The sequence below is a fragment of the Chitinophagales bacterium genome (assembly GCA_020635995.1).
Taxonomy (GTDB): domain Bacteria; phylum Bacteroidota; class Bacteroidia; order Chitinophagales; family UBA8649; genus JAFMKE01.
Genome location: JACJYS010000009.1, coordinates 56,878 through 82,083, shown reverse-complemented (window position 1 = coordinate 82,083; position 25,206 = coordinate 56,878). Strand labels below are relative to the sequence as shown.

The 25,206-nt window shown below is 32.5% G+C and carries 25 protein-coding genes and 1 pseudogene; 14 read left to right on the top strand and 12 right to left on the bottom strand.

The window, feature by feature from the left end; genetic code table 11:
• Nucleotides 1-11: 11 nt before the first annotated feature.
• The 3 genes from pfkA to trxA all read right to left on the bottom strand — a co-directional run bounded on the left by pfkA (nt 12) and on the right by trxA (nt 1,580).
• Nucleotides 12-989, bottom strand: coding sequence for a 6-phosphofructokinase (pfkA, locus tag H6578_11845; GenBank protein MCB9227843.1), 978 nt, complete (start codon nt 987-989; stop codon nt 12-14).
• Nucleotides 990-1,054: 65 nt separating this feature from the next.
• Nucleotides 1,055-1,285: a hypothetical protein gene (locus tag H6578_11840; GenBank protein ID MCB9227842.1), complete on the bottom strand. Its 231-nt coding sequence runs from the start codon at nt 1,283-1,285 to the stop codon at nt 1,055-1,057.
• Nucleotides 1,278-1,580 (bottom strand): thioredoxin, encoded by a 303-nt coding sequence (gene trxA, locus H6578_11835; GenBank protein ID MCB9227841.1) that lies wholly within the window; start codon nt 1,578-1,580, stop codon nt 1,278-1,280. The genes H6578_11840 and trxA overlap by 8 nt, the downstream gene beginning before the upstream one ends.
• Nucleotides 1,581-1,707: 127 nt before the next feature.
• Here trxA and H6578_11830 point away from each other — a divergent pair, with 127 nt between their 5' ends.
• The 5 genes from H6578_11830 to H6578_11810 all read left to right on the top strand — a co-directional run bounded on the left by H6578_11830 (nt 1,708) and on the right by H6578_11810 (nt 6,283).
• Nucleotides 1,708-2,877 (top strand): phosphoribosylformylglycinamidine cyclo-ligase, encoded by a 1,170-nt coding sequence (locus H6578_11830; GenBank protein ID MCB9227840.1) that lies wholly within the window; start codon nt 1,708-1,710, stop codon nt 2,875-2,877.
• A gap of 3 nt (nt 2,878-2,880) precedes the next feature.
• Nucleotides 2,881-3,753 carry a hypothetical protein gene (locus H6578_11825; GenBank protein ID MCB9227839.1) on the top strand — a complete coding sequence of 291 codons (873 nt, stop codon included), beginning with the start codon at nt 2,881-2,883 and terminating at the stop codon, nt 3,751-3,753.
• Nucleotides 3,753-4,484 (top strand): DUF1275 domain-containing protein, encoded by a 732-nt coding sequence (locus tag H6578_11820; GenBank protein ID MCB9227838.1) that lies wholly within the window; start codon nt 3,753-3,755, stop codon nt 4,482-4,484. Before H6578_11825 ends, H6578_11820 begins: the two co-directional genes overlap by 1 nt.
• 10 nt (nt 4,485-4,494) lie before the next feature.
• Nucleotides 4,495-5,391, top strand: coding sequence for a mechanosensitive ion channel (locus H6578_11815; protein ID MCB9227837.1), 897 nt, complete (start codon nt 4,495-4,497; stop codon nt 5,389-5,391).
• Between the two features lie 124 nt (nt 5,392-5,515).
• On the top strand, nt 5,516-6,283 hold the full coding sequence (locus H6578_11810; GenBank protein ID MCB9227836.1) for a LytTR family transcriptional regulator DNA-binding domain-containing protein: 768 nt from the start codon (nt 5,516-5,518) through the stop codon (nt 6,281-6,283).
• Between the two features lie 39 nt (nt 6,284-6,322).
• Here the strand turns inward: H6578_11810 and H6578_11805 are convergent, their stop codons facing one another.
• From H6578_11805 to lpxD, 8 genes are all read right to left on the bottom strand, one after another.
• Complete coding sequence (locus tag H6578_11805) at nt 6,323-8,341, bottom strand: OmpA family protein (protein ID MCB9227835.1); 2,019 nt, start codon at nt 8,339-8,341, stop codon at nt 6,323-6,325.
• A 97-nt stretch (nt 8,342-8,438) separates the two neighbouring features.
• Nucleotides 8,439-9,458: a DUF4421 family protein gene (locus H6578_11800; protein ID MCB9227834.1), complete on the bottom strand. Its 1,020-nt coding sequence runs from the start codon at nt 9,456-9,458 to the stop codon at nt 8,439-8,441.
• Between the two features lie 37 nt (nt 9,459-9,495).
• Nucleotides 9,496-11,214 (bottom strand): L,D-transpeptidase family protein, encoded by a 1,719-nt coding sequence (locus tag H6578_11795; GenBank protein ID MCB9227833.1) that lies wholly within the window; start codon nt 11,212-11,214, stop codon nt 9,496-9,498.
• 11 nt (nt 11,215-11,225) lie between these two features.
• Entirely contained in the window at nt 11,226-12,080 is an 855-nt protein-coding gene (gene fabD / locus H6578_11790; protein MCB9227832.1) for an ACP S-malonyltransferase, read from the bottom strand.
• Nucleotides 12,081-12,201: 121 nt separating this feature from the next.
• Nucleotides 12,202-12,810 (bottom strand): ATP-binding cassette domain-containing protein, encoded by a 609-nt coding sequence (locus H6578_11785; protein MCB9227831.1) that lies wholly within the window; start codon nt 12,808-12,810, stop codon nt 12,202-12,204.
• Between the two features lie 39 nt (nt 12,811-12,849).
• Entirely contained in the window at nt 12,850-13,641 is a 792-nt protein-coding gene (lpxA, locus tag H6578_11780; GenBank protein MCB9227830.1) for an acyl-ACP--UDP-N-acetylglucosamine O-acyltransferase, read from the bottom strand.
• Between the two features lie 2 nt (nt 13,642-13,643).
• Entirely contained in the window at nt 13,644-15,038 is a 1,395-nt protein-coding gene (locus H6578_11775) for a bifunctional UDP-3-O-[3-hydroxymyristoyl] N-acetylglucosamine deacetylase/3-hydroxyacyl-ACP dehydratase (GenBank protein MCB9227829.1), read from the bottom strand.
• Between the two features lies 1 nt (nt 15,039).
• The gene (lpxD, locus tag H6578_11770; GenBank protein MCB9227828.1) at nt 15,040-16,071 is read right to left on the bottom strand and encodes a UDP-3-O-(3-hydroxymyristoyl)glucosamine N-acyltransferase; all 1,032 of its coding nucleotides are present in this window, start codon (nt 16,069-16,071) and stop codon (nt 15,040-15,042) included.
• Between the two features lie 349 nt (nt 16,072-16,420).
• On the opposite strand from lpxD, the gene H6578_11765 reads away from it, so the two are divergent.
• The 7 genes and pseudogenes from H6578_11765 (at nt 16,421) to H6578_11735 (ending at nt 23,113) form a co-directional block, all read left to right on the top strand.
• Nucleotides 16,421-16,912: a DUF3157 family protein gene (locus tag H6578_11765; GenBank protein MCB9227827.1), complete on the top strand. Its 492-nt coding sequence runs from the start codon at nt 16,421-16,423 to the stop codon at nt 16,910-16,912.
• Between the two features lie 346 nt (nt 16,913-17,258).
• Nucleotides 17,259-17,462 carry a transposase gene (locus H6578_11760; protein MCB9227826.1) on the top strand — a complete coding sequence of 68 codons (204 nt, stop codon included), beginning with the start codon at nt 17,259-17,261 and terminating at the stop codon, nt 17,460-17,462.
• A 33-nt stretch (nt 17,463-17,495) separates the two neighbouring features.
• Entirely contained in the window at nt 17,496-18,197 is a 702-nt protein-coding gene (locus H6578_11755) for a VIT family protein (GenBank protein MCB9227825.1), read from the top strand.
• A 77-nt stretch (nt 18,198-18,274) separates the two neighbouring features.
• Nucleotides 18,275-18,472: a DUF2892 domain-containing protein gene (locus H6578_11750; protein MCB9227824.1), complete on the top strand. Its 198-nt coding sequence runs from the start codon at nt 18,275-18,277 to the stop codon at nt 18,470-18,472.
• Between the two features lie 313 nt (nt 18,473-18,785).
• Nucleotides 18,786-19,736, top strand: a complete 951-nt coding sequence (locus tag H6578_11745; protein MCB9227823.1) for a hypothetical protein — start codon at nt 18,786-18,788, stop codon at nt 19,734-19,736.
• Entirely contained in the window at nt 19,733-22,849 is a 3,117-nt protein-coding gene (locus tag H6578_11740; protein ID MCB9227822.1) for an N-acetylmuramoyl-L-alanine amidase, read from the top strand. Before H6578_11745 ends, H6578_11740 begins: the two co-directional genes overlap by 4 nt.
• 36 nt (nt 22,850-22,885) lie before the next feature.
• Nucleotides 22,886-23,113: pseudogene (locus H6578_11735) on the top strand (DUF1016 family protein).
• Nucleotides 23,114-23,142: 29 nt separating this feature from the next.
• Here the strand turns inward: H6578_11735 and H6578_11730 are convergent.
• A complete protein-coding gene (locus H6578_11730) occupies nt 23,143-23,391 on the bottom strand; it encodes a hypothetical protein (GenBank protein MCB9227821.1) in 249 nt (82 codons plus the stop codon).
• Nucleotides 23,392-23,898: 507 nt separating this feature from the next.
• Here H6578_11730 and H6578_11725 point away from each other — a divergent pair.
• Together H6578_11725 and H6578_11720 are read left to right on the top strand one after the other, a co-directional pair.
• A complete protein-coding gene (locus tag H6578_11725; GenBank protein MCB9227820.1) occupies nt 23,899-24,690 on the top strand; it encodes a hypothetical protein in 792 nt (263 codons plus the stop codon).
• 186 nt (nt 24,691-24,876) lie between these two features.
• Nucleotides 24,877-25,134 (top strand): DUF1016 family protein, encoded by a 258-nt coding sequence (locus H6578_11720; protein MCB9227819.1) that lies wholly within the window; start codon nt 24,877-24,879, stop codon nt 25,132-25,134.
• Nucleotides 25,135-25,206 lie beyond the last annotated feature (72 nt).

Here is a 25,206-nt window from a genome sequence, read left to right as displayed (position 1 = left end):
TTTATATTTTTTTAAGTTGATAATATATTAATTACATGCAGTAATTCATCACAAATAAGTGTGTTTTCTTTTACTGCTTTTTCTAATGGTGTAAAAGCTAATTTTTCGTTTAATATGCCTACCATTATATTGTTGTTTCCTTCTTTTAGTTGCTCTACCGCTCCCACGCCTAATCTACTTGCCAGCAGTCTATCAAATGCAGAAGGAGAACCGCCTCTTTGAATATGACCTAAAACCGTTACTTTAGTATCATACTCAGGTGCTATTCCTTTTATTAGCGTTGCCAGCTCGCTGGCATTCCCATTTTTATTTCCCTCTCCCACTATCACTATATTACTTGATTTGTGCTTGCCCTTACCTTTTCTAATAGCCGCCAGTAGTTCATCTATTTCCATGTGCGTTTCCGGAAGCATGACAGCTTTTGCTCCACTTCCTATGGCTGCACGCAGTGCCAAAAAACCCGCATCTCGCCCCATTACTTCTATAAAAAATAATCGGTTGTGAGAAGTGGCAGTATCTCTTATTTTATCTATAGCTTCAATGGCTGTATTAGAAGCTGTATCAAAACCTATGGTATAATCTGTACCAAAAATATCGTTATCAATAGTGCCTGGCAATCCAATAACAGGCACGCCAAACTCTTTGTTAAAAACATGCAAGCCCATAAAAGTACCATCGCCACCTATACCTATTAGAGCTTCTACGCCATTACATTCTAAATTTTCAAAAGCTTTTTTTCTGCCTTCCTTGGTTCTAAACTCTTTAGAACGTGCACTTTTTATAATTGTACCACCTCTATTTATAATTCTTGAAACGCTTCTTTCATCTAAATGAACAAAGTCATTTTCTATCATGCCCTCATATCCTCTATAAATGCCTACAACATCAATATTGTAATATTTAGCCGTACGAACTACGGCTCGTAAAGCTGCATTCATACCCGGTGCATCGCCTCCTGAAGTAAAAACTCCTATCTTTTTAATTGACATACTGTAAAATTACAAGTTTTTTAGTTGATTTTTATACAACTGTTTATTAATAAAATATAAATACTTTATTGATTGCCAACTCCAATATTTAAGAATAGAGCTTTATTTTTCTTATTCAGTTTATCTTCAAAATCGCAAAAGAATCCTTGTTTATGTTGATACTTGAAATTTTGTTGATTGATAGATTTTGCCATTTGCTGTTCAAAAGATTTTATTTGAACAACACTTTTTACACTATCTTTTTGTAAAGAATCTGAATGAAAAAACATTGCAGACAATAATATTATTTTAAGCATATTGGTTAATTATTTGTATTAAATTATTAGCAGGCACTACTCCACTCTGCTTCCATTTTAACTCTCCTTTTTTGTAAAGCATTAGTGTAGGTACACTTCTAATTCCCATTTTTGCAGCCAGCTTATTGTTTTTATCTACATCTATTTTTACAATTTTTGCTTTACCGCCCACTTCCTTAGCCACTTGCTTCAATATAGGAGCTAAAGCTTTGCACGGCCCACACCACTCCGCAGAAAAATCTACTAACACAGGTTTATCTTGACTAATAATACTCTCAAATTTACTTTTTGCCATCTTATTTTATTTTATACTATACAAACACTTTTTTTATAAAAGAAGTTCGGGAGAACTTGTGTACAAATAATTAAGTAATGCAGTATCATTTATTTACTTTTGTGGCAAAACCTATTAAAACAGAGTAATGAATACAAGCAATTACGATAAAAGAGGTGTTTCGGCAGGAAAAGAAGAAGTGCATGAAGCTGTAAAAAAATTAGATAAAGGACTTTACCCTAAAGCTTTTTCAAGAATTTATCCCGATTTTTTAGGAAATGATGATGCTTACTGCAACTTAATGAGCTCTGACGGAACAGGTACTAAATCTATTATTGCCTATTTATATTGGAAAGAAACGGGAGACCTTAGCGTTTGGCGAAATATAGCTACCGATGTTTTGGTTATGAACTTAGATGATTTACTTTGTGTAGGAGCTACCGGATCTTTTTTATACACTTCCGTAATTAATAGAAACAAACATTTAATACCTGGCGAAGTTATAGCTGCTTTAATTGAAGGTGGACAAGAATTTATAGATACCATGCAAAAATTTGGTATTGATATAAAATATATGGGTGGCGAAACTGCCGATTTAGGCGATAGCGTTCGCACTATTACTATTGATGGCTCTATGACGGCAAGAATGAAACGCGATAACTTAATTATTACCAACCAAATAGCTAATGACGATATAATAATAGGTTTAAGTAGTACAGGCAAAGCCACTTACGAAAAAGAGTACAATTCAGGTATGGGAAGTAATGGTTTAACTTCTGCCCGACATGATGTATTAAATAAGTCTTATTTAGAAAAATATTCCGAAAGTTTTGACCCTAATACCGATACTAAATACTTATACGCAGGGAGCAAAAAGCTAACAGATAAACTTGATGGCACGCCTTTAGATTATGGCAAAGCTTTGCTTTCTCCTACTAAAACCTACGCTCCGGTTATAAAAACGATGCTTAAAGAGCTACCAAAACAAATACACAGCTTAGTGCATTGTACGGGAGGTGCTCAAACTAAAGTATTGCACTTTATAGATAATTTAAAAATAATTAAAGACAATCTGTTTCCTACACCGCCACTTTTTAGTGCTATTCAAAAAGAATCGGGTACAAGCTGGCAAGAAATGTATAAAGTATTTAATATGGGACACCGCATGGAAATTTATACCAACAAAAAAAATGCTCAAACTATAATAGATATAGCTAACAGTTTTAATATTGAAGCCCAAATTATTGGTTATGTAGAAGCTCACAAAGGCAAGCAAGTAGAAATAAAAACAGAAAACGGAACTTTTATATATCATTAAAAAGTGAAAAAATTTCCATCTAAAATATTATTGTTTGGCGAGCATATTATAAACAAAGGTGCTCATGGATTGGCAATTCCTTATAATGAAATGTACTGCCAATTAAGCTTTGACACCACACAATTAAATTATTACACGCACTCTAACGAAGTACTTACAAAACTTAGTGAATATATTGTAAACCACCGCGAAATAAATACTTATTATAACACTTTAAACCTAAAAGAAGATGTAAATAAAGGGCTTGGATTTTGTATGAACATTCCCATAGGATATGGCTTGGGGAGCTCTGGTGCTGTAACTGCCGCTATATTTAGTAAATACAAAGTAAAAAAACTAAATGATTTAGCCGAACTTAAAAACGTATTAGCTATAACCGAAAGTTTTTTTCATGGTAAAAGCAGTGGTTTAGACCCAATAGTTAGTTACTTAAACAAAACTATTGTAATAGAAAAAACACCCAATGTTGTTCATCAAAAAATTAACTGGAAAGAACATTTCAGCATTTATCTGCTTGACACAAAAACACCAAGAAAAACAGGTCCTTTAGTAGAGCAGTTTTTACATAAATACAATAGTAATAGCTCATTTCAAAAAGTGGTAGATAATGAAATTATACCACTAAACAATAGCATTATTGCCGATTTTATTAACAATAAATACGATACAGTAAAAATAAAACAACTAAGTCAACTACAATTAGAAAACTATAACGAACTTATTTTACCCCAATATAAAGACCTATGGCAAAAAGGCTTAGACAATGATACTTACTACTTAAAAATATGCGGTGCAGGCGGTGGCGGTTATTTTTTAGTATTTAGTGAAAATAAAAGTTTAAATTTATCCGATATAAGACCTATTAATTTGCAATAATGTTTCGGCATCAAGGTAAAAGCAGAACTTTTAAACATAATTTACAAATAGCTATTGTGCTTTCTTTTGTGGCAGGAATAGTTAATACCACAGGTTTTTTATCACTAAAACAGCTTACTACTAATGTTACCGGGCATTTTGCCTTTTTTATTTACGATATTTCGCAGTTAGAATTTTGGAAAGGAGCTGTTTACTTCTTTTATGTAATGGCGTTTCTTTTGGGTTCATTTACTTCCGGTTTTTTAATTGAGCTATTTAAGGAAAATAAGAAAATCAACGTTTTTGTAATTCCCACTTTTTTAGAATCTTCTATACTAATTGCAGTTGTAGTGCTTCATCTTTTATTTGAAAATCAATACCCTAACACTATGGCGTGTATGTTGCTGTTTGCCATGGGTTTACAAAATTCATTTGTTACCAAAATTTCAGATGCTGTAGTAAGAACTACCCACTTAACAGGTCTTTTTACCGATTTAGGCATTGATTTATCCTTGTTATTTTTTCCAAAATCGCACCCTAATAAACAAAGAATCATATCTTCAATAAAATTGCGTATTTATATTATTTCATTTTTCTTTTTAGGAGGAATTATTGGTGGTTTATTGTATATAAAGGCAAATTTCAACTTATACACTTTAATTGTTGCAACTTTTATTTTAATTTCAAGTTTGTTTTACGATGATTTTAGGTATAAAGTGATAAAGGTAAAAAGGAAAAAACATACTCATTAATATTTTTAACATGGACAAATCTTTAAATTATTTAAAAGAAATACTAATCCAGTGGCAAAATTCTGTTTTAGACCAATTACCCAAAATATTGCTTGCCATAATAATTCTTTTACTTTTTGTATTCTTTGCCAAAGTAGCAAAAAAAATTACCTTAAATTTTTACACCAAAACAATAAAAGCACATTCCGAAATAGCTAATTTTTTTTCATCGGTTATTTACTTTTTCTTTATCCTATCCGGTGTTTTTATTGCCCTTCAATTAGCGGGATTAGAAAAATTATTAACCCACGTTTTAGCGGGAGCCGGTATTATTGGTATTATAGCCGGTTTTGCTTTTAAAGATGTAGCATCTAATATTTTTGCCGGATTATTACTCAAAATTCAAAATCCTTTTACAGTAGATGATTGGGTAGAAATAGACGGCAATTACGGAGTTGTTACGCAAGTAGGTTGGATAACAACTAAAATAAAAACCGTACCTGGTCAAGAGGTTTTTGTTCCCAACCAATTAGTTTACAGCAATACTTTTACCAATTATTCTACTTTAAAAAAAAGACGTATAATTTTTAAAACAGGCGTAGCTTATGGCGATAATTTAGAGCGGGTAAAAGCTGCTGCTTTAGACGAAGTGTACAAAATTCCCGAATTACTTAAAGATGAAGATGTTGATTTTTATTTTACAGAAATTGGAAATTCAAGCTATAATTTTCAGCTTCGTTTTTGGATTCATTTTAATAATAACAAAGACTACCAAAAAGCTATGAGTGATGTTATTATGCGAATTAAAAAACGGTTTGAACAAGAAAATTTCTCTATTGCGTACCCTGTTACTACTGTAGATTTTGGTATAAAAGGCGGTGTATCTTTATTTGATAAAAAAGTAAATGTAGATATAGGAGAAAAGTAAAAATTAATACCTTGCTATAGCATACATACTTGTGGTACAAATATTTTGTGCTAACAAAATACTTTTCAAAATATAATTTTGATTTTTATATACATTAGTTAAAGCTATTTTGTATTTTAGCCTTATGGACGTATTAATTATAGCCAATAACGAAAAATCTGCCGATTATCTTGAAAATATAATAGGTAAGTTTAGCGAATTTAAAGACAATATTCAAGTATGTATAGGTTTAGATGATGCCACTACTTGGCTTCAAGATAATGACGCACCTGATATTATTTTTAATGTTTGCGATAATGAGATTGAAGAATACTACAAAATGTATCAATATTCAGATATTCATTCGGCATTGGTATTTATAGCTTCTAACGATAAGCATATACAAACTTCTTATTTATTTAATACCCTAAATTTTATAACGGACAAACCTAAACTTGAAGATATTAAGTTTTGTTTTGACAAATACAACACTTATTTTAAAGACAAAAGCGATATAAACTATGTTAGAGATTTGCAAAAGCTAACTAAACTTATTTCTGACAGAGATAAAAAGTTTAAAAAACGTTTTATGGTGCGTGTAGGCAATGTGTTTAAGTATGTAACGGTTACTAATATTGCTTATTTCTACTCGCACGATAGGATAAACTATATTGTAAATATTGACGGTAGAAAATTTCCATTAGATAATACTTTAGATGAAGTAGAACTGATGCTCAATCCTGTTGTATTTTTTAGAGCCAACAGGCAGTTTATTATAAACATCAACAGCATTAGCGAAATACATCCATACTTTAAAGGTAGGGTAAAACTAAAATTAGAGCCACCTCAAGAAGGCGAATTGATTATTAGTGCCGGAAAATCAAGAAGTTTTAAAGATTGGTTAGATGAGTAGCCAACGCTGACACTAAGTAACAGAGTGCCCCCTTATACATCACTTCCGCTCCACCCAAAACTCTGTTCGTCTATTTTGTGCCATGCCTTTGCCTGTACTGTTACTGGCTTTAGGTTTTGATTCGCCATACCACGAGCTTGAAATTCTATCTCTATTCACTCCATAAAACTCCAAATATCGCACCACTGCTTCGCCCCTTCTTTTGCTCAAACTCATATTATAACTGTCTGAACCTGAATTATCTGTATGAGATTTTACTGCTACATTATAATCGGGATTTTCTTCTAAAAATGTCAATACTTTCTCTAAGGTTTTGGGTGCTTCTTTGGTTAAATCTGATTGATTAAACTCATAATAAACAGTAGCATATAACCGCTGCGAAAAATTTAATCGGTTTCTAAAAAAAACGTCATTATAAATAGTATCCTCCTCATTTATTTCCATTGTAGAAACTAAAAATTCCTCATCTTCAAAATCATCATTAGAAACCGTAACATTATAAATTGACTTTTTAGCTATTTCTGTATAATAAAACCCACTATCTATTGTTAATTCAAAATCTAAACTATCTAACATTGCATTTTTAAAAAACAAAACAGCATTGTTTATTTTTTCTCTTGTGTTTTCTGTTTCTTCATAAATATTTCCCATTGCATACACTTCATAATCAGTTGTTTTTACTTTATAAATATTATTACAGCAATTAGAATTATACGTCCTATATCTATTGGTAGCTATATATCCTTTTTGTAGTTTTTTATCTAACATAAAGTCAATATCATCAAAACTTGAATTAACAGGCTTGCCCATATTTACAGGCTCTTCAAATTCATCATTTACTTTTGTTGACTCAAAAACATCTAAACCGCCATAGCCTTCTTTTCCTTCTGTGCTAAAATAAAGCGTATGAGTTTGAGTATGATAAAAAGGAGCCACATCATCAAATTTTGTATTTATAGGATAGCCTAAGTTTTTAGCTCGTCCAAAATTCCCGTTTTCATCTTTTACGGCATACCAAATATCTTTCCCGCCTCTGCCTTTTTCTCTTTCCGCTACAAAATATAATAATTCCACACCATTTTCATCTACAACTATTTGAGGTTGCGTAGCATTACTGTTGGGTTCATTTATGTTCTCGTTTAATTTTTCCGGTTTTGTCCAAATTCCATTTTCTAAATAGCTAACATAAATATTGCAGTCTGTCAACTCCTCATTTTGCACTTTACATTTTGAAAAATAAATAGTATTGCCATCTTCTGTAAAACTTGGATTTCCCTTAGCATCTTCATCATAATTTATACTACTTGAAAAATCAAATCCTCTATTATCGGGCATTATAGTATGAATAATGGTTTTAGCATTTTCAGCATCTTTATCAAATTTTCTGGTATAAACCAACTCTTTATCTCTCACGTCCATGCCGTCTTTGGTATGCCAACTTTTAAAAATTGGAATCTCGTACAAATTATATTTTGAAGGCGTTTGAATGGTATCTAAAGCAAAATTGCAAGAACGCAATAAAACCAAAGCTTTAGATTTTAAGAAAGCATAATCTTTTTTATCGCCTACCTTTTTGTTAAAATCTCTCAAGTACTTTTTAGCTTGATTATAATCTTCAAAATGCAATTTTATATCTCCAATGTAAAAATCGCTATCCAAATATTTTTTTTGCTTTTTATTATTAGCTTTAGCTAACTGAAAAAACTGCAAAGCATGGTCATAATCTTTTTTCTTATACAGCATTATCGCCCCATTATAATAAGCCCATGATTTTTTCTTGCTTTTTTTAGTTTTTGCAACTGCTGCAGTAAAATATTTACCGGCTTTTGTATAAGCATATTCATTTTTATAATTATTGCCCATTTTTTTTAGCTTTTTATAGCTCATTTGCATCAATGAATCGGGAATATTGTACAGCAATTTAATATCAATATTATTTTGATAAGCAATAATGGAGTCGTTGTAATTAAAGAGTTCTTTAACTATTTTTTTTTCTTTTTGAGCTATTAAAAACAGAAAAATAAACTGTAAAACAAATAGAGATATGGTCTTTTTCATTGACGTTTATTCAAATTTCAGCTAAGGTACAATGTTTATTAATGAAGTTATACTGGTTGTAATTTTAAGATACTATCAGCAAGCCAAAAAAATAAAGCTATTTATCCCTATACTTCTTTGTAGTAAACTGAATTTTGTAATATACGCCTGTATAGCCAAGTATTGTTGAACCTTTTATTTTCTTTGCGTAACTGGTTGCCGTAGCATGAAATCTAAACGAAAATCCCGCACTGTGCATATCTCCTTGATAGCCTATCATGCCTTTAAACTTAAATCGTGAACCAAAATTTGTATGCCGTAAACTACTGCCATCTAATGCTTTTTCTTCAAAAGAACTAACGCCCAAGCCTAACAAACCTAACAAACCAACTAAACCGTGCTTTTTAAATACTATGTTTTGTGCATAGCCAAACTCCGGACCATAAGAAACTACATTCACACCATTTAATCCTTTTAAGCGATTAAAATTATGCTCGCTTTCTTCGGGGTATAAAACACCGTCATTATTTACCGACATAAGATATAAGTATCCGCCAACACCAAAACCTCCTGCTGTTTTTAACTGTACCACATTTTGCCCAAAAGCCGCTTTATATGAATATTTCCTACTGTTAAATAAGTAGTTTACATCTAAACCAAACTGAAAAGTACGCATATTAGGATAATGCGGGTAAACATTAACTGTTTCTGAAAACTCGGGAATATGATTTTCTGCATTAGAGAGATACATTCCTTTGGTGGTGGCAAATTGTAAATCTACCAATACTTTGTTTTTTATTAAAAAGTTAGTTCTAAAATCTAAAGTTTGAGTTTTTCCGTATTTATCTTCATTTGCAGCATTTGGAACATTAATACTAAAACCAAAAGAAATCCACCGCCACGCCACATGAAGTCCTAATTTTAACCTGCTATTAATGCTATAGCTAAGCCGCGGAGCTCCTTTTTCTTTTATGTTTAAAATGTTGTCTTTTCTAAAAATACTTGGAGTTATAGAAATATGGTTGGGTAGCACTTTTATATAGTTGCTATCTACCATGTTCTGTTTTTGAGCATTTCCTTTTTGCCAGAAGCTAAAACCAACAAAAAGTACTATTATGAATACCCGAATTAAAGACATATCGTTTAATAACTACATTTCAGCTTAAAAAATTGTACTAACTAACTTTCTTTAATGGCATAGCATATTTAATGCCGTAGTTATCTCTTATTATTTTAAGTTGGTTAGTATCGTGTCCATACACATCATTTCTTATTATAAGTTTGTCGTTTTTATCTATATAAGCAGTTAAATACACAAGTTGTACTAATAATTCATGGTCTAACAGTACTCTTTTAGGTTTATCTCCTGTGTGCATAGCTTCGTTTATTTCATCCATTGTCCATGGTTTGTTATTGCTTTGCAATACCGTGTAAGCCAGTTCTGCCGGTTTTTCTATTCTTACACAGCCATGGCTAAAAGCTCTTTCATTTCTATCAAATAAATAATCTGTTGGCGTATCGTGCAGATAAATATTCATATTATTTGGAAATATAAACTTAACCAAACCCAGTGAGTTTTTTTCAGATGGTTTTTCTACAAATTTTAAATTCCGCCCGGCTATATTGTACCAATTTACAGCACTTGGGCTAATAGCTACTCCATTTTCGTATAAAGTAAAACCTCTATTGGCGTAGTAATTTGGATTAGAACGCAATTTGGGTATAAATTCTTTTGTCATAATGCTGCTCGGCACTGTCCATGTTGGTCTAAAATCTAAATATTCCATATAATCCATAAAAATAGGCGTAGAATTATATTCTTTTCCTACAATAACTTTGCAACTAAATATAATGGAATCATTTTTAAAATAATTGAGTTTATATGCCGGAATGTTTACAATAATATATTCATTGCCAAAATCTTTATTTAGCCACCGCATACGCTCCATGTTAAGTACTATTATGTCTATTACATCATCTTTAGACATATTTAAGTATTTCAAAGTATTTTTTCCCGGTACTCCGTCTATATTTAAGCCTCTATCATCTTGAAACTGCATTAATGCTTTTATTAAATTGGAGTCAACAACATTTAATGCTGAATCATTTTTAAAATCGTAACCAAAAGCCTGTATTTTTTCTCTTAATATTACAATATTAGAGTCGGTGTAGCCTACTTTAAACTTTTTGGCATCTTCTATAATTATAGGTGCTATGTTATCCGAATTTTCTTTTAACAACTGACTCAGTTTGTTCTTTAATTTTTTGTATTGCTCGGTTTGTGGTTGCAATGAAGCAATTAAATTATAAAGATTTTCTTCATCGCTTAATTTTAACAATAATTCAACACTATTAACTGTCAATGAATCTATTTTCCATATCTTTTTTTCAAAAGAAGGATCTACTACTCTACCCTGCACTAAGTGCTTGGTAAACAATAAGAAAGATGCAGTTATTTGCTTATCTAATTCAACTATTTCTGCATTGCTAATTTCTGCTTTGTTATATAAGTCTTCTTCTGTTTTAATTAAAGTAGAATAAGCATAAGTTTCGGGGTTTAATCCATAATTTCTTGAATCGTAAAGCATTCTCAAATAAGAATCAAAAAGTTCTACATGCCGTTCTGCATACAGCCATCTTGTGTTGTAACCATTTTGTTTATAAAATTGCACCATTTCCTTTATTATAATATCATTAAAGCGAATATCATTAATAAAAGGATGCTGTAGCGTTAAGTTTAATGTGTCTTCAAAAGCAATAGCTTCATGAGAGTGAAATTCTTCTCTGGCTTTTATTTCCTCTTGTGCTTTTTCGGGCGAAGAAGTAGTTGTTTTATTGTTTTTACAGGCAATAGAAAATATTATCAAGAATAAGAATAAATGGTAGTGCTTCATTTTTGTAGGGTTTATTTTATTTTCCTTATTAAGCCGGTAAGTACTTTACCTGGTCCTATTTCATCAAATTCTGTAAAACCATCGGCTTTCATATTTACTATAGTTTGCGTCCATTTTACAGGTGCGGTAAGCTGTTTTATTAAATTTTGCTTTATATTCTGTAAATCTGTTTCTGCTTTGGCACTAACATTTTGGTAAATAGGACACACAGGTTTATTAAACACCACTTCATTAATTTTATTTGCCAGTTCTTCTTCTGCACTTTTCATTAATGGCGAATGGAACGCTCCATTTACTTTAAGTTTTATAGCCATTCGTGCTCCTGCCTCTTTAAATTTTTCTATAGCTTCATCTATTGCCGCCATTTCTCCGGAAATAACTACTTGACCAACGGTATTATAATTGGCAGGCACTACTACTCCATTTATTTTACTACAAATCTTTTCTACTTCTTCATCACTTAAAGCTATAATGGCAGCCATACCGCTTTCTTGTTCGTTGCAGGCTTTTTGCATGGCATTGGCTCTTGCTTTTACTAATTCTAAGCCATCTTCAAAACTAAGCACTTTTGCAGCTACTAAAGCTGAAAATTCCCCTAAAGAATGTCCTGCAACAGCCTGTGCATCAAAGCTTTCTAATAAACTGCTTTGTATTACAGAATGTAAAAAAATAGCAGGTTGAGTAACGCTGGTTTGCAATAAATCTTCTTCTGTACCTTCAAACATTATTTTTTGAATATCAAAACCAAGAATTTCTTTAGCTTTATCAAAATAGGGCTGTACAGTTTCAGGATTAGCCTCATATAAATCTTTAGCCATTCCTACAAATTGACTTCCTTGCCCTGGAAATACGTATGCTTTTTTCATTTGTTTTCTGTTTTTAGCCCCTCCCTAACCCTCCCCTCGGGGAGGGAATTCATTTCTCCTTTTTAGGAAAAGGTAGATTGTTGTTTTTTATTTATCTAATCTCTATCTGAATATTGACAATCTATCTATAATCCGATATTTTAATTACTTCATCACAAAAATCATATTCTCTTTTAATATTAGAAGCAATAATTATTGTTTTATTTTTATCAATTTCATTTATTGTTTTTAAAAACCACTGCACACCTTCTTCATCTAAATTGCTGGTAGGTTCATCCAAAAGTATTAAATCTACATCTAAATACAAAGCTAAAATAAGCTTAACACGCTGTTTCATGCCCGAACTGTAGTCTTTTATCCATTTATTTTCCGAAAAATTAAACTGTTTTTGAAGTGTATGGACATCAAATGTTGTTGTAAAAGATTTAAACTTAGCTACAAATGCAACAATTTCGGCAAAGGTTAATTCTTCTATTAAATCAATATATGGAGCACAGTAGCTCAGCTTTTTGTGTACATCTTCTATCTCTATTTTAGTATCAGAAAAATAGCTTACAGTGCCTTTATTGGGCGTAGTTTGCCCCGAAATAATTTTAAGCAATGTAGATTTTCCCGAGCCATTTTCGCCAAGTATGGCATACTTTTTCCCTTTTTCAAAAATGTAATTTACATTTCTAAAAATCCATTGACTTTTATACTTTTTAGCTATATTTTGTAGGGTTATTTGCATAGCAATTCTTTTGCTTAAAACTTATAAAAGTTCTAAGTTTTATCTGTCATTATTAGTGGCAAAACCTTTCATAACTCCTCTTACAGAGTTTCTTACAAAGGTGGTTATTTCATCTTTTTCCGGAGAATCTTCTATTTCTGCTTCTATTATTTTCATAGCGTTAGAGGTATTGTAGCCTCTCACAAACAAAATACGGTATATTTCTAATATGGAGTTTATGGTTTTTGAATCAAAACCCCTTCTACGCATTCCCACAGAATTAACACCTATATAAGAAACCGGCAAACGGGCCGCTTTAACGTAAGGCGGTACATCTTTATTTACACCTCCTCCTCCACTTATAAAAGCGTGTTTTCCTATTTTGGTAAACTGTTGCACATTTACCGAGCCACCTAGAATTGCCCAATCGTCTATTTCTACGTGTCCGGCTAAATTGGTATTATTGGCCAAAATTACGTTATCGCCTATTATACAATCGTGGGCTATATGCACATAAGCCATTAAAAGCGTATTACTGCCTATTTTAGTAGTACCGCTATATTCTGTTCCTTTATTTATGGTTACAAATTCTCTTATAGTTACATTATCGCCTATTTCTACGGTAGTTTTTTCGCCTTTGTACTTTAAATCTTGAGGAACTGCCGATATAACAGAACCGGGAAATATTTTACAGTTTTTGCCTATTCTGGCACCTTGCATTATAGTTACATGAGGACCTATCCATGTTCCTTCTTCTATAACTACATCTTTATGAATAGTTACAAAAGGCTCTACTACAACATTGTCGGCAAGTTCTGCTTGAGGATGTACGTATGATAATGGCTGATGCATAATTAATTTCTTTTTTGAATTTTAGCCATTAATTCAGCTTCTGTTGCAATTTTATTTCCTACAAATGCTGTTCCTTTCATTTCTAATATTCCTCTTCTCATAGGACTTAGCAATTCAAGTTTTAATACTAAAGTATCGCCCGGCTTAACCATGTGTTTAAATCTACAATTATTTATTTTTAAAAAATAAGTATCATATTCACTATCGGGATCTTCAACAGCATTTAAGGCTAATATTCCTCCTGTTTGTGCCATGGCTTCCACTTGTAGCACGCCCGGCATTACTGGGTTGCCCGGAAAATGTCCTTGAAAAAAAGGTTCATTAAAAGTTACATTTTTAATGCCTATCACTTCCTTATCTGTAAGACTAACTATTTTATCTATTAATAAAAAAGGACTTCTGTGAGGTAATAATTTTTGAATAGCCGGCAAATCAAAAACAGGTTCGGCATTGGGGTCGTAAGTAGGCACATTAGGTGTTTTCTTTTGCTTTTTAATAGCAGCTTTTATTTTTTTAGCAAACTCTACATTGGTTTTATGTCCGGGTTTTGTGGCTATAAAATTGGCTCTAACGGGTGTGCCTATCAATGCTAAATCGCCTATAACATCTAATAATTTATGGCGAGCGGGCTCATTTGGATAGCGTAAATCTACATTATTTAGTATTCCCTCGGCTACGGCAACATCCGGTTTGTTAAATATTTTTCTAAGTTTTCCCAATTCATCATCTCCTACGGGTTTATCTACTACCACTATGGCATTGTTTAAATCGCCACCTCTTATTAGCCCCGATTCATACAAATACTCCAACTCATGCAAAAAGCAGAATGTACGTGCTTCAGAAAAATCTTTTTCAAAATCTTCAAGTTTATCTAAAGAAGAATGTTGCTGCCCCAGTATTTTAGATTGATAATCAATTAAAGCCGTTACTTTATAATCGCTACTTGGCATAGCCAACATTTCTACATCTTTTTCTGCATCTTTAAAAGAAATAGTTTCATTTAACTCAAAAATTTCTCGTTCTTCTTGCTGTTCTACTATACCTGCTTGCTTTAATGCTTTTATAAAAGGCAAAGAACTACCATCTAAAATTGGAATTTCTACTCCGTTGGTTTCTATTAATAAATTATCTATTTGCAAACCAAAAACTGCTGCCATAAGATGTTCTACAGTAGCCACTTTTACACCGTTTTTCTCTAAAGTTGTACCTCTTTCTACAGAAATCACTAAATCGCAATCGGCAGGAATAATAGTTTGCTCTGCTGTATCTACTCTTTTAAATTTCACTCCGTGAAAAGCAGGAGCCGGCTTAAAAGTTAGTGTAACTTCTTGACCTGTATGTAAGCCTACACCAGCTAAACTAACTTCGTTTTTAATGGTTTGTTGATATAAATTCATACTACTTGTTTCTCAATTCTTGTTCCAATTTTTCTATACGTTCAAGCATGGAAGATAATTGACGTGTTAATGCTATATTTTTATAATGCTGACGGAAATTTTCTGCCGGTGAACCGGACAATGAACTTCCTTTTTTATCTACACTTTTGCTTACGCCACTTTGGGCATTTATTTTTGTGCCATCGGCTATAGTTATATGCCCCACAAAACCTACTTGCCCTCCTACCATTACATTTTTGCCCAGTTTTGTACTTCCCGATATTCCTGCCTGAGCAGCTACAACCGTGTTCTCTCCTATTTCTACATTGTGGGCTATTTGCACTAAATTATCAAGTTTTACGCCATTGTGTATAGTTGTATTTCCTAAAGTAGCTCTATCTATAACGGTATTAGCTCCTATTTCTACATTATTTCCTATTACCACTTTTCCCGTTTGTGGTACTTTTTTAAAACTACCGTCTTTTTGCGGAGCAAAACCAAAACCATCGGAGCCTATAATTACTCCCGAATGAATAATGGTATTTTTTCCTACTTGTGTATTGTTATATAAATGTACCCCCGAATAAATAATGCTTCCCTCTGCAATGCTACAATCATCGCCTATGTATGTATTGGGGTAAATTTGAACGTTAGCGGCTATGTTTGCATTTTTTCCTACATACACAAAAGCTCCTAAGTATGTGTTTTTATCTACTTTGGCGGTTTCATGAATAAAGTAAGGCTTTTCCCAACCCGTTTTACCTTGATTTTGCAAAGAAGAAAATTTATCTAACAAAATAGCAAAAGAACTATAGGGATCGTCAACTTTAAGATAAGTGGTGTTTTTATTTTTGGGTGCTGAAAACTTCTTAGCAATAATTACAATTCCGGCATTGGTATGCTCTGCAAAATGCTCGTATTTAGGATTAGCTATAAAACATAAAGATTCATTATCGGCTTCCTCTATTTTAACTAATTTATTGACTAAAGCCTTTGGATTGCCTTCAATTTCTGCATTAAGTAGATGTGCCAATTCTGCTGCGGTAATTTGCATCGTGCAAAAATAACAATATTTTGTAAAGAAATAGATTAAAAAGGTAGAGCGGGTGTCATTAACATTTTCAAAAAATGACAAAAACACAAGAATAACTTGTAAAATATAAATATAATAACTAATATTGCATACGACAATAAGAAATATATCAACAAGTTTTTTGTTGATGTGTAATTGTTGGGTGCAAGCTAAAAAAACGACATACCGGAATGAAACAGACAAGAGAACCTCCACAAATTAGTTTTGGTAAAGTATAATAATAATGTGAAACCTGAAGCCACTTGAAAAAACAAAACGGAACTGAAAAGTCTAATGACAAGAATCAATATAAATTAACTTATAAAATTTAATAGAAATAAAAAAAACAATCTTTACAATCTCTATTTTAGTATTTACAGTATTATCAACATTTGCACAAACCGAAGCTACAACAAATGACGGAAAAAAAGTTATTCTAAATGATGATGGTACTTGGAAGTATGTAGAAACGAGTATAGAAAAACAAGAACCTATTAATAGTTCTGATTGCAGTAACTATATTTCAACTGAAGTAGACAAAGTAACAGGAAAATCAACTGTTGCTGCAAAGGAAATGTTAATCGTGTCCAAAGACGGAGGAAAAAACGGATTTGGTTTTTATATTCTGAAAAGTGACAGAGGTTCAATCATATTTAGTATTCAAGCTGTAGGTGCTGGCAACTGCATTGACGATGATGATAAAATGAACGTTCTATTTAGAGATGGAACAAGAATTGAATTAGTAAATGATGCAGACTTTAACTGTGATGCGAAGTATACTCAATATTTTGGAGGCGTTTTTGGACGCAAGAAAGAGCTATAAATGTTTAGGACTAAAGAAGTTGAAACAATAAGAATTTGGACTTCTGATGGATATGTCTAAGAAGATTTCAACTCTGAGCAAAGCAAGCAATTATTACATACCGTTGATTGTCTTCTTAATAATTAAAACCAGCCCATAACATTTTGTATAAGTAATGGCAGGCAAAGTGCCAAATTTCAAGGTTTGTAGCCCACTCAAACTGCGTAGCAGTTTGACAGGAAACTACTCGCTATCTGCCACTACTCATACAATTTACCGTCATACTGTGCAATAACCTACACACCGTATTGTGGACAAGTTTACAAGAAAAAATATAGCTTGGATATAAGTATATTATCTTTGAGGTATGCAATACCGACAAAAACAACAAATAATTGAGCATCAGTTTGGCACACTTAAGAGGCAGTGGCACTTAGACCATACCTTAGTACGAACCAAAGAAAAGGTGCTTACAGAGATAGCCATAGCCTTTACGGTGTACAACCTTAGGAGAACTATGTCCATTTTTAACCCAATAGAGCTAATAAAACAACTAAAAATATATTCCTAATCGGTATAAACTAAAAATTAAACCTCAAATATTATGTCGGAAGAAAACGATTATTTAGACAATCATTATATACACAAAAGTAATTGGCTACGAGCGGCCGTTTTAGGAGCTAATGATGGCATACTCTCTACAGCCAGTTTAGCTATAGGTGTAGCTGCCGCCAGCGATTTAAGACAGCCTATTGTTTTAGCCGCTTTAGCGGGATTAGTAGCCGGAGCATTATCTATGGCAGCAGGAGAATATGTTTCTGTAAGTTCTCAAACAGATATTGAAAAATCTGATATAGAAAGAGAAAAAAAAGAACTTTTAGAAATGCCAGATATAGAATTGCAACGTTTAGCCCACATTTATGAAGAAAGAGGCTTAAAAAAGGAAACCGCCATGCTTGTTGCCAAAGAACTAACCGAAAAAGACGCCTTAGCTGCCCATATTAGAGATGAGTTAGGTATTACAGAAATGAGCCAAGCAAATCCTATACAAGCCGCTTTAGCCTCAGGAGCTGCATTTACTGCCGGAGGAATATTACCGCTTTTAGTTACGTTATTTTTACCACTTAATACTATTGAATATTCCCTTTATGGTTTTTCTATTTTATTTTTAATGATTATGGGAGCATTAGCTGCAAAAACAGGTGGGTCAAGCATAACTAAAGCAGTTTTACGAATTTCTTTTTGGGGAACCGTAGCTATGGTATTAACGGCCGTAGTAGGTTATTTGTTTGGTGTAAATGTGTAGCATACTCTGTGAGTTTAATCACATAATAATTTAAAAATAAACACTAACTTTATTCAATTAAACAAAACCTTTTTATCATGAAAAAAAATATGGGAACCACAGATAGAATTATCAGATTGATAGTTGCTGTAATTTTTGCCACACTTTATTTCACCCACACCGTTACAGGAACTTTGGGCATTGTTCTTTTAGTGCTGGCAGGAGTATTTGTACTAACAAGTATAGTTAGTTTTTGTCCGCTATACACGCTTTTTGGCATTAAAACTTGTAAATAGCGTATTATTGCCATTTTTTCTAAGTCTGAATATTTTTTATACCAATAATTTATACTTTAATATAGCATATTGGGGCGTTTAAGTAAATTAATTACAGTTTATATTTTTTTACCTTTGTCTTGACACAAAGGTAACCAAATCTATCTGTCGGTAGACTGTAATCAAAAATACTAAAATGTTATAAAACAGCAGATGACAAATTTAGGCAGACAGATTTTGCAACTTTTCTTTAGTGTAGTTATAATTTTTATAATTACAATAATTTTGTACATTTCATTTTGTACCTTTATATGCAATTAAACTTTTTCTACCAATGAAGTGCTTTATATTGCAAATAGTATTTTTTGCCAGTTTACTTTCCTGCTCTAATAATAATAGCTCTGAGAACGAAACCGCTATTACTAATACCACAAACACACAAGAAAAACAAGCTGTTGTAAAACAACAAAATGAAAATACAGTAACGGCAACAGAAAGCAACATTGAGAAACAAGAAAATACAACACCTACCCTTTTAGTAAAATCTGATGCCGTTGAACCTCATTATTGCCCCGATGGCTCTATGTTTTTTTATTTAAACGAAGAAGGAAACCAATTAACGGTATTTAATGCCAAAACAAATGAAAGCAAAGTAGTTTTGCAACAAGAAGGACTTAAAAACAACGTTAGCTGGGCTAAAGACTGCGAAACTATTTTATACAAATACAAAGAAAATTATAAAATGCAATTCAGTAGCATCAATATTAACGGCAATAAAAAACAATCTTTTACCGATTATCCCGCCTTAACATCTTTAGCTTCTTTACAATATAGCGATACTATTTTTTATTTAGACCAAAAATCTTTGAGCATTAAAGCAAAATATGAAAACAACGAATGGAATTTTGGAAAGGAGAAACAACGATACTACAATTTGTTAGCTTCGCCAAATGGCAAATATTTAGCGGCAAACAATGGAAGCGAAATTGTATTAATAGATTTAAAAACAAACACCGAAAGTATTTTAGGAAAAGGACTTCACACTTCGTGGCATCCTTCCGGAAATTACTTAATTGGTTTTTTAGATGAAAGTACTGACGGACACCAAATATCTAATTCCGATATATTTTTATGGAATGTTAATACAGGCAAACAAACACAAATAACAAATACTAAAGATATTTTTGAGGCTTATCCTAATTTTAAAAACAGTACTTCAATTATATACAGCGATATGAATAAAGAAGGTATTTATGAATTAAACATTTCAAGCTTTATTAAATGAAAAAAATAATATTTACCACACTACTCTATTTTATAGTACAATTTTCATTTGCACAGGTGGTTGTAATAGATGCCGGACATGGCTATTGTAGCGATTGCACTCAAAATTGTACCTCTAACGTGCGTTCTGACCACGAAATTTTAACGGCAATGGCTGTTTCTCTAAAATTAGACTCTCTTTTTAGTAATTATTGTACCAGCGTTACCACATATTTAACCAGAGAATCAAATGATTGTGGCGATTTTCCTTCATTATCGCAAAGAGCTACAATGGCAAACAACTGGGGAGCCGATAGATTTTTAAGCGTACACTGCAATGCCGGTGGAGGCACAGGAACAGAAACTTTTTGGTGCAATAATAGTATTTCTTCAAATGCCGAATGTCAAACTTTTGCCCAAGAAGTGCAAGACCAAATGGTAAGCTACGGAAGCTGGAACTCAAGAAGATGCGTAGAAGATTACACTTATTTAAACTTTCATTTAGGCGTATTGCACCCTACAAATGCCGTGGGCTGTTTAAACGAAATAGGTTTTGTAGATTACACCAGCGATTTGAACAAATTATTAAGCAATAGCTGGAGAAATCAATTTGCTTTAGCATACTATGAAGCCTTACAAAGCGATTTAGGTTTAACATGCAGCCCGCAAGTATTAGATTGCTCTAGTGCTGTAGCTTTAAGTTGTGGCGTTAGTTATAGTGGCTCTGCGTCTTCTGCATCTTCTAATGTAGGAACTTATGGCTGCAACAACTGGACAGAAACAGGGCCTGAAAGAGTACACACCATAACACCTACTACAAGCGGAACAATTACAGCAACTATCAGTAATTTTACAGGCGATTTAGATGTGTATATTTTAGGCAGTTGTGATGCTTCTGACTGCTTAGGCACAGTTTCTTCTTCAAGTGCTACATATAATAATGCGGTGGCAGGGCACACCTATTACGTAGTAGTAGATGCCGATGACGGAAGTGGCAGTGCTTATAATTTAATAGTAAATTGTGCTAATGAACAACACGATTTTACTTTAAATAATGCTCAAATTACTTCTAATACCAATGTAATAGCCGGTGAGAATATTCAAGTTAGCGTAAGCCAAAATTATAGTGGCAATACTATTAACAATAGCTATTCTGTTGTACAATATTATTTATCTACAGATTGCACTTTAGATGCCAATGACATTTTATTAGGTAGTGATTCTTCAATATTAGATATTAATAATACCAGTGAGTTAGAAACTGCTACGCTCAATATTCCACAAAATACAAGTACTGGAAATTGTAATATAATTTTTGTAGCCGATGCTATGAATGCTTTTGCAGAACAAAATGAAAGCAATAATATGGCATGCATTAGTTTTCAAGTTGTACCTCCGCCAACATTAGATTGTAGCGGAGCTGTGGCTCTTACTTGTGGCGTGTCGTATCATGGCAATGCTTCTTCTGCACCTAATGTTATAAGCACTTATGGCTGTAACAACTGGACAGAAACAGGACCAGAAAGAGTACACACCATTATACCCAATTTTACAGGAACACTTACTGCCACTATCAGTAATTTTACGGGTGATTTAGATGTGTATATTTTAGGAAGTTGTGATGCTTCCGATTGTTTAGGTACAGTTTCTTCTTCAAGTGCTACTTTTAATGGTGCTATAGCCGGGCAAACATATTACGTAGTAGTAGATGCAGATGACGGAAGTGGCAGTGCTTATGATTTAGTGGTTGACTGCCCTACTCCATCGGAAGATATAACCCTAAGTGGAGCTACGGTTTCTAATAATATGGTAGATTCTAATACGAATATAACTGTAGGAGTTAATCAAGTATATGCCGGTGGGCAAAATTCATCAGCACTTAATGATGTTGCTGTTTCTTTTTATTTATCTAATGATTGTTCTTACGATGCGTCAGACGTATTGCTTGGAACAGAAATTAGCGATTTAGGAAATAATAATCCATCAATATATGAGGCTGTTAATTTTAGCATTAATCCATCAACTGTGCCAGGCACGTATCAAATTCTTATAATTGCAGATAGTAATAATGATATTACAGAAAGTAATGAAACCAATAATACGCTGTGTTTACCTATAACGGTTATTTATCCAAATGATGTAACACTAAGTAATCCGTCTTTAAATATAAATACCGTAGTAGCCGGCAATGATGTAATTGCCTCTGTTAATCATAATTATTCGGGAAGTCAATCTTCGGCTAATTTAGCAAATGCTACATTGGGTTTTTATTTATCTACAGATTGCGTTTTTGACAATAATGATGTGGCTTTAGGCGCTGTGGTAAGTAATTTAGGTAGCGATAATAATAGCATTAATGAAAGTAAAACACTGAATATTCCAAGTTCAACAGTTTCCGGAAATTATTACATTTTATTTATAGCAGACAATTATAATAACATAGCTGAAATAAACGAAAATAACAATACCGCTTGCTTGCCTATAACTGTAAACGAGCCTGTAATACCTAATGATTTGTTTTTAAATAATTATTCACTAACTCCGGATTCTGTAGAAAAAAGCGAAAGTATAAACATAAACGTAAACCATAATTATTCGGGTAGCCAAACGGCTTCAAACTTGCCTGATGTTAATTTATCATTTTATTTATCTAATGATTGCATTTTTGATGCCAGCGATATGCTGCTTAGCGAATTTACTCATAATTTAGGAAGCAACAACACTTCTGAAACGGTTAATACACTGCTAAACATTCCCACTTCTTCAAGTGTAGGAAATCAATATATTTTAATAATTTCTGATAAAAATAATGAGATAACAGAAAGCGATGAAAACAATAATACGGTCTGTTTATCTATTAAAATATTAGACAATAATGTGGGTATTAAAGAAAATTGGGTAAAAAATAACATTACATTATATCCAAATCCTACTAATGGTTTAATAACGGTGCTTACCAATAATAATTTAAAACTAAGCAGTTACCAAATATTTGATTTAAGTGGCAAAGTAGTTTCTCAAGCACAAAATTTTGATAATAAAATAAACATAAGTCATTTAACCAATGGCATTTATTTTATTCAATTCACTACAGATAAAAACTTAAAAACAACTATTAAAGTGGTTAAGGAGTAATGTTTGTTGGCTCTTCAATCTATATTCGTGGCACGACTTGGCAACGGATTTACATTTGTTGCCCTACAAAAACGAATTTCCTTTGATGACAAGCATTTTAGAATTGATTTGTTTTTTTACAACCGAATTTTGAAATGCTTTGTACTAATAGACTTAAAAATCGGAGAAATCAAACATCAAGACCTCGGACAGATGCAGATGTATGTAAACTACTATGACCGTGAAGTCCGATTGGAAGATGAAAACAAAACCATCGGAATAGTATTCCTGTTTTGTGCAATGGGGCACCCACATCAGATTTCTATATTCAAAAGTAAATTTTGAGTTTCTGCTAGATTAAGTGATTTGTCTTGATTTGAGGAGTATCGGCTTAAGTTTACTACTATAATATACCAACCTGCATAAAAAAAATGTCTAAAATAATCGGGGCACCCACCATTGGGAAAATTGAAAAGTTGATATATTTTCCCTAAAACAAGTTCAGTTCCAATAACTTGAAGATGGTCGTTTGCGATACTATTTACAAAGCTGTCTACCACCATATCGTCATATTTTTCAAAGAGGAATCCTTTGCCTGAGATACGTTCTATCTAACTGTTAGCCAATAACTTCTTCTCGTTTCGTTTTAACACATTCTATGGTTTTAAGTAATCTGTTTTTCCTGCCTTCTTTCATTAAAATTTGAATACTTACACTTCCGCTTTTATTTTTCTTTTTACGAACAAACATAGCTGAAAATTAAGACGGGTCACCCAAATTTGCAACTTTAAAATCATAACTCATTGATAATCAATAGTACAATTTTAGAGTGTCGTTATGGTGCACAAAACAGGAGATGCAGATGTATGTAAACTAGGCTTAATGGACATTTTTTAGGATAGGAATCGCTGTAACAGTTATAATTATTAGCTTTGAGGGCAATCAAAGATTATGAATAAAAAAAGTGCTTAAGCTGTGGTAAAGGATTTACCAAGAAAAATGGAAAAGTTAAAGGTGTTCAATTGTATAAATGCTCTTATTGTGGGAAACAATTTTTAGGAGGTAATAGGATTGACAATAAGATTCTTTGGGATGAATACTTATATGGAAAACAAACCTATTCTCAACTTGCTATTAGATATACATGTTCAGTAAAAACCATTCAAAGAAGATTGGATTCTATTTTAGTTGAATTAAAATCAAAAGTTCCAAGAGAAGTAGTTGTTCTTATGGATACAACCTATTGGGGAAGGAACTTTGGCGTTATGTTGTTTAAGGATAGTCTAACAAAAGAGAATTTATTGAAGTACTATGTCAGAACAGAAACAAATGCTTTATATATCAAGGGAATCAATGAATTAAAATCTTTGGGGTTTAAGATTAATGGTATTGTTTGTGATGGAAGAAAAGGTTTAATCCAATCATTTGATGTTCCTGTTCAAATGTGTCAATTTCATCAATCTGCAATTATACGAAGATATTTAACCAAGAACCCCAAACTTATAGCATCTAAAGAACTAATGGAAGTTGTCAATTTAATGAAGCAAACAGATAAAGAATCTTTTACAGGAGCTTTAGATTTATGGTTTAATAAATGGGAAGACTTTCTCAATGAAAGAACGATTAACCCCGTTACAAATAAATCCTTTTATACACATAAAAAATTACGAAGTGCATATAGAAGTTTAAAAAATAATTTACCTTGGTTATTTACTTGGTACGATTATATAGAACTTAATATTCCAAACACTACCAATGCTATTGATGGTCATTTTGCAGACTTAAAGAATAAACTAAGAAACCACAATGGATTATCTAAAAAAAGAAAAATTAAATTTATAGATGAGTTTTTAAAGGCATAAAGCTCTCCAAAAATAGCTATGGACTCCTAATTTTAGCAGTCCATAGTACCGATATTTTTATCGAGCATCTACATTATCCCTAACGAGTTGCTCTCCAGCAGAGCTCGCTTCCGTTTATATAGACAACACAAATTTGGAAAATTAAATTTGACAATCCTAAAAACCATAAAAAATAGAGCCTAAAAAATGTCCATTAGAACTTCACGTCCGAAAAATAGCCTAATTTTTGTCCATTACTCCGTAAACTACTATGACCGTGAAGTCCGATTGGAAGATGAAAACAAAACCATCGGAATAGTATTGTGCAAAGACAAAAGCGAATCAGTAGTAGAATTTACATTACCTGAAAACAATGAACAAATTTTTGCAAGTAAATATCAAACGGTTTTACCGAGTAAAGAGGAGTTAAAATTATTAATAAATGAAAATAAAAGCCAACGCTAAAGCCAACACACCAGCCAAAACTTGCAAAAGAGTAAGGTTTCCCCCGTACTAACTGATCAAATTGAAAAAAGC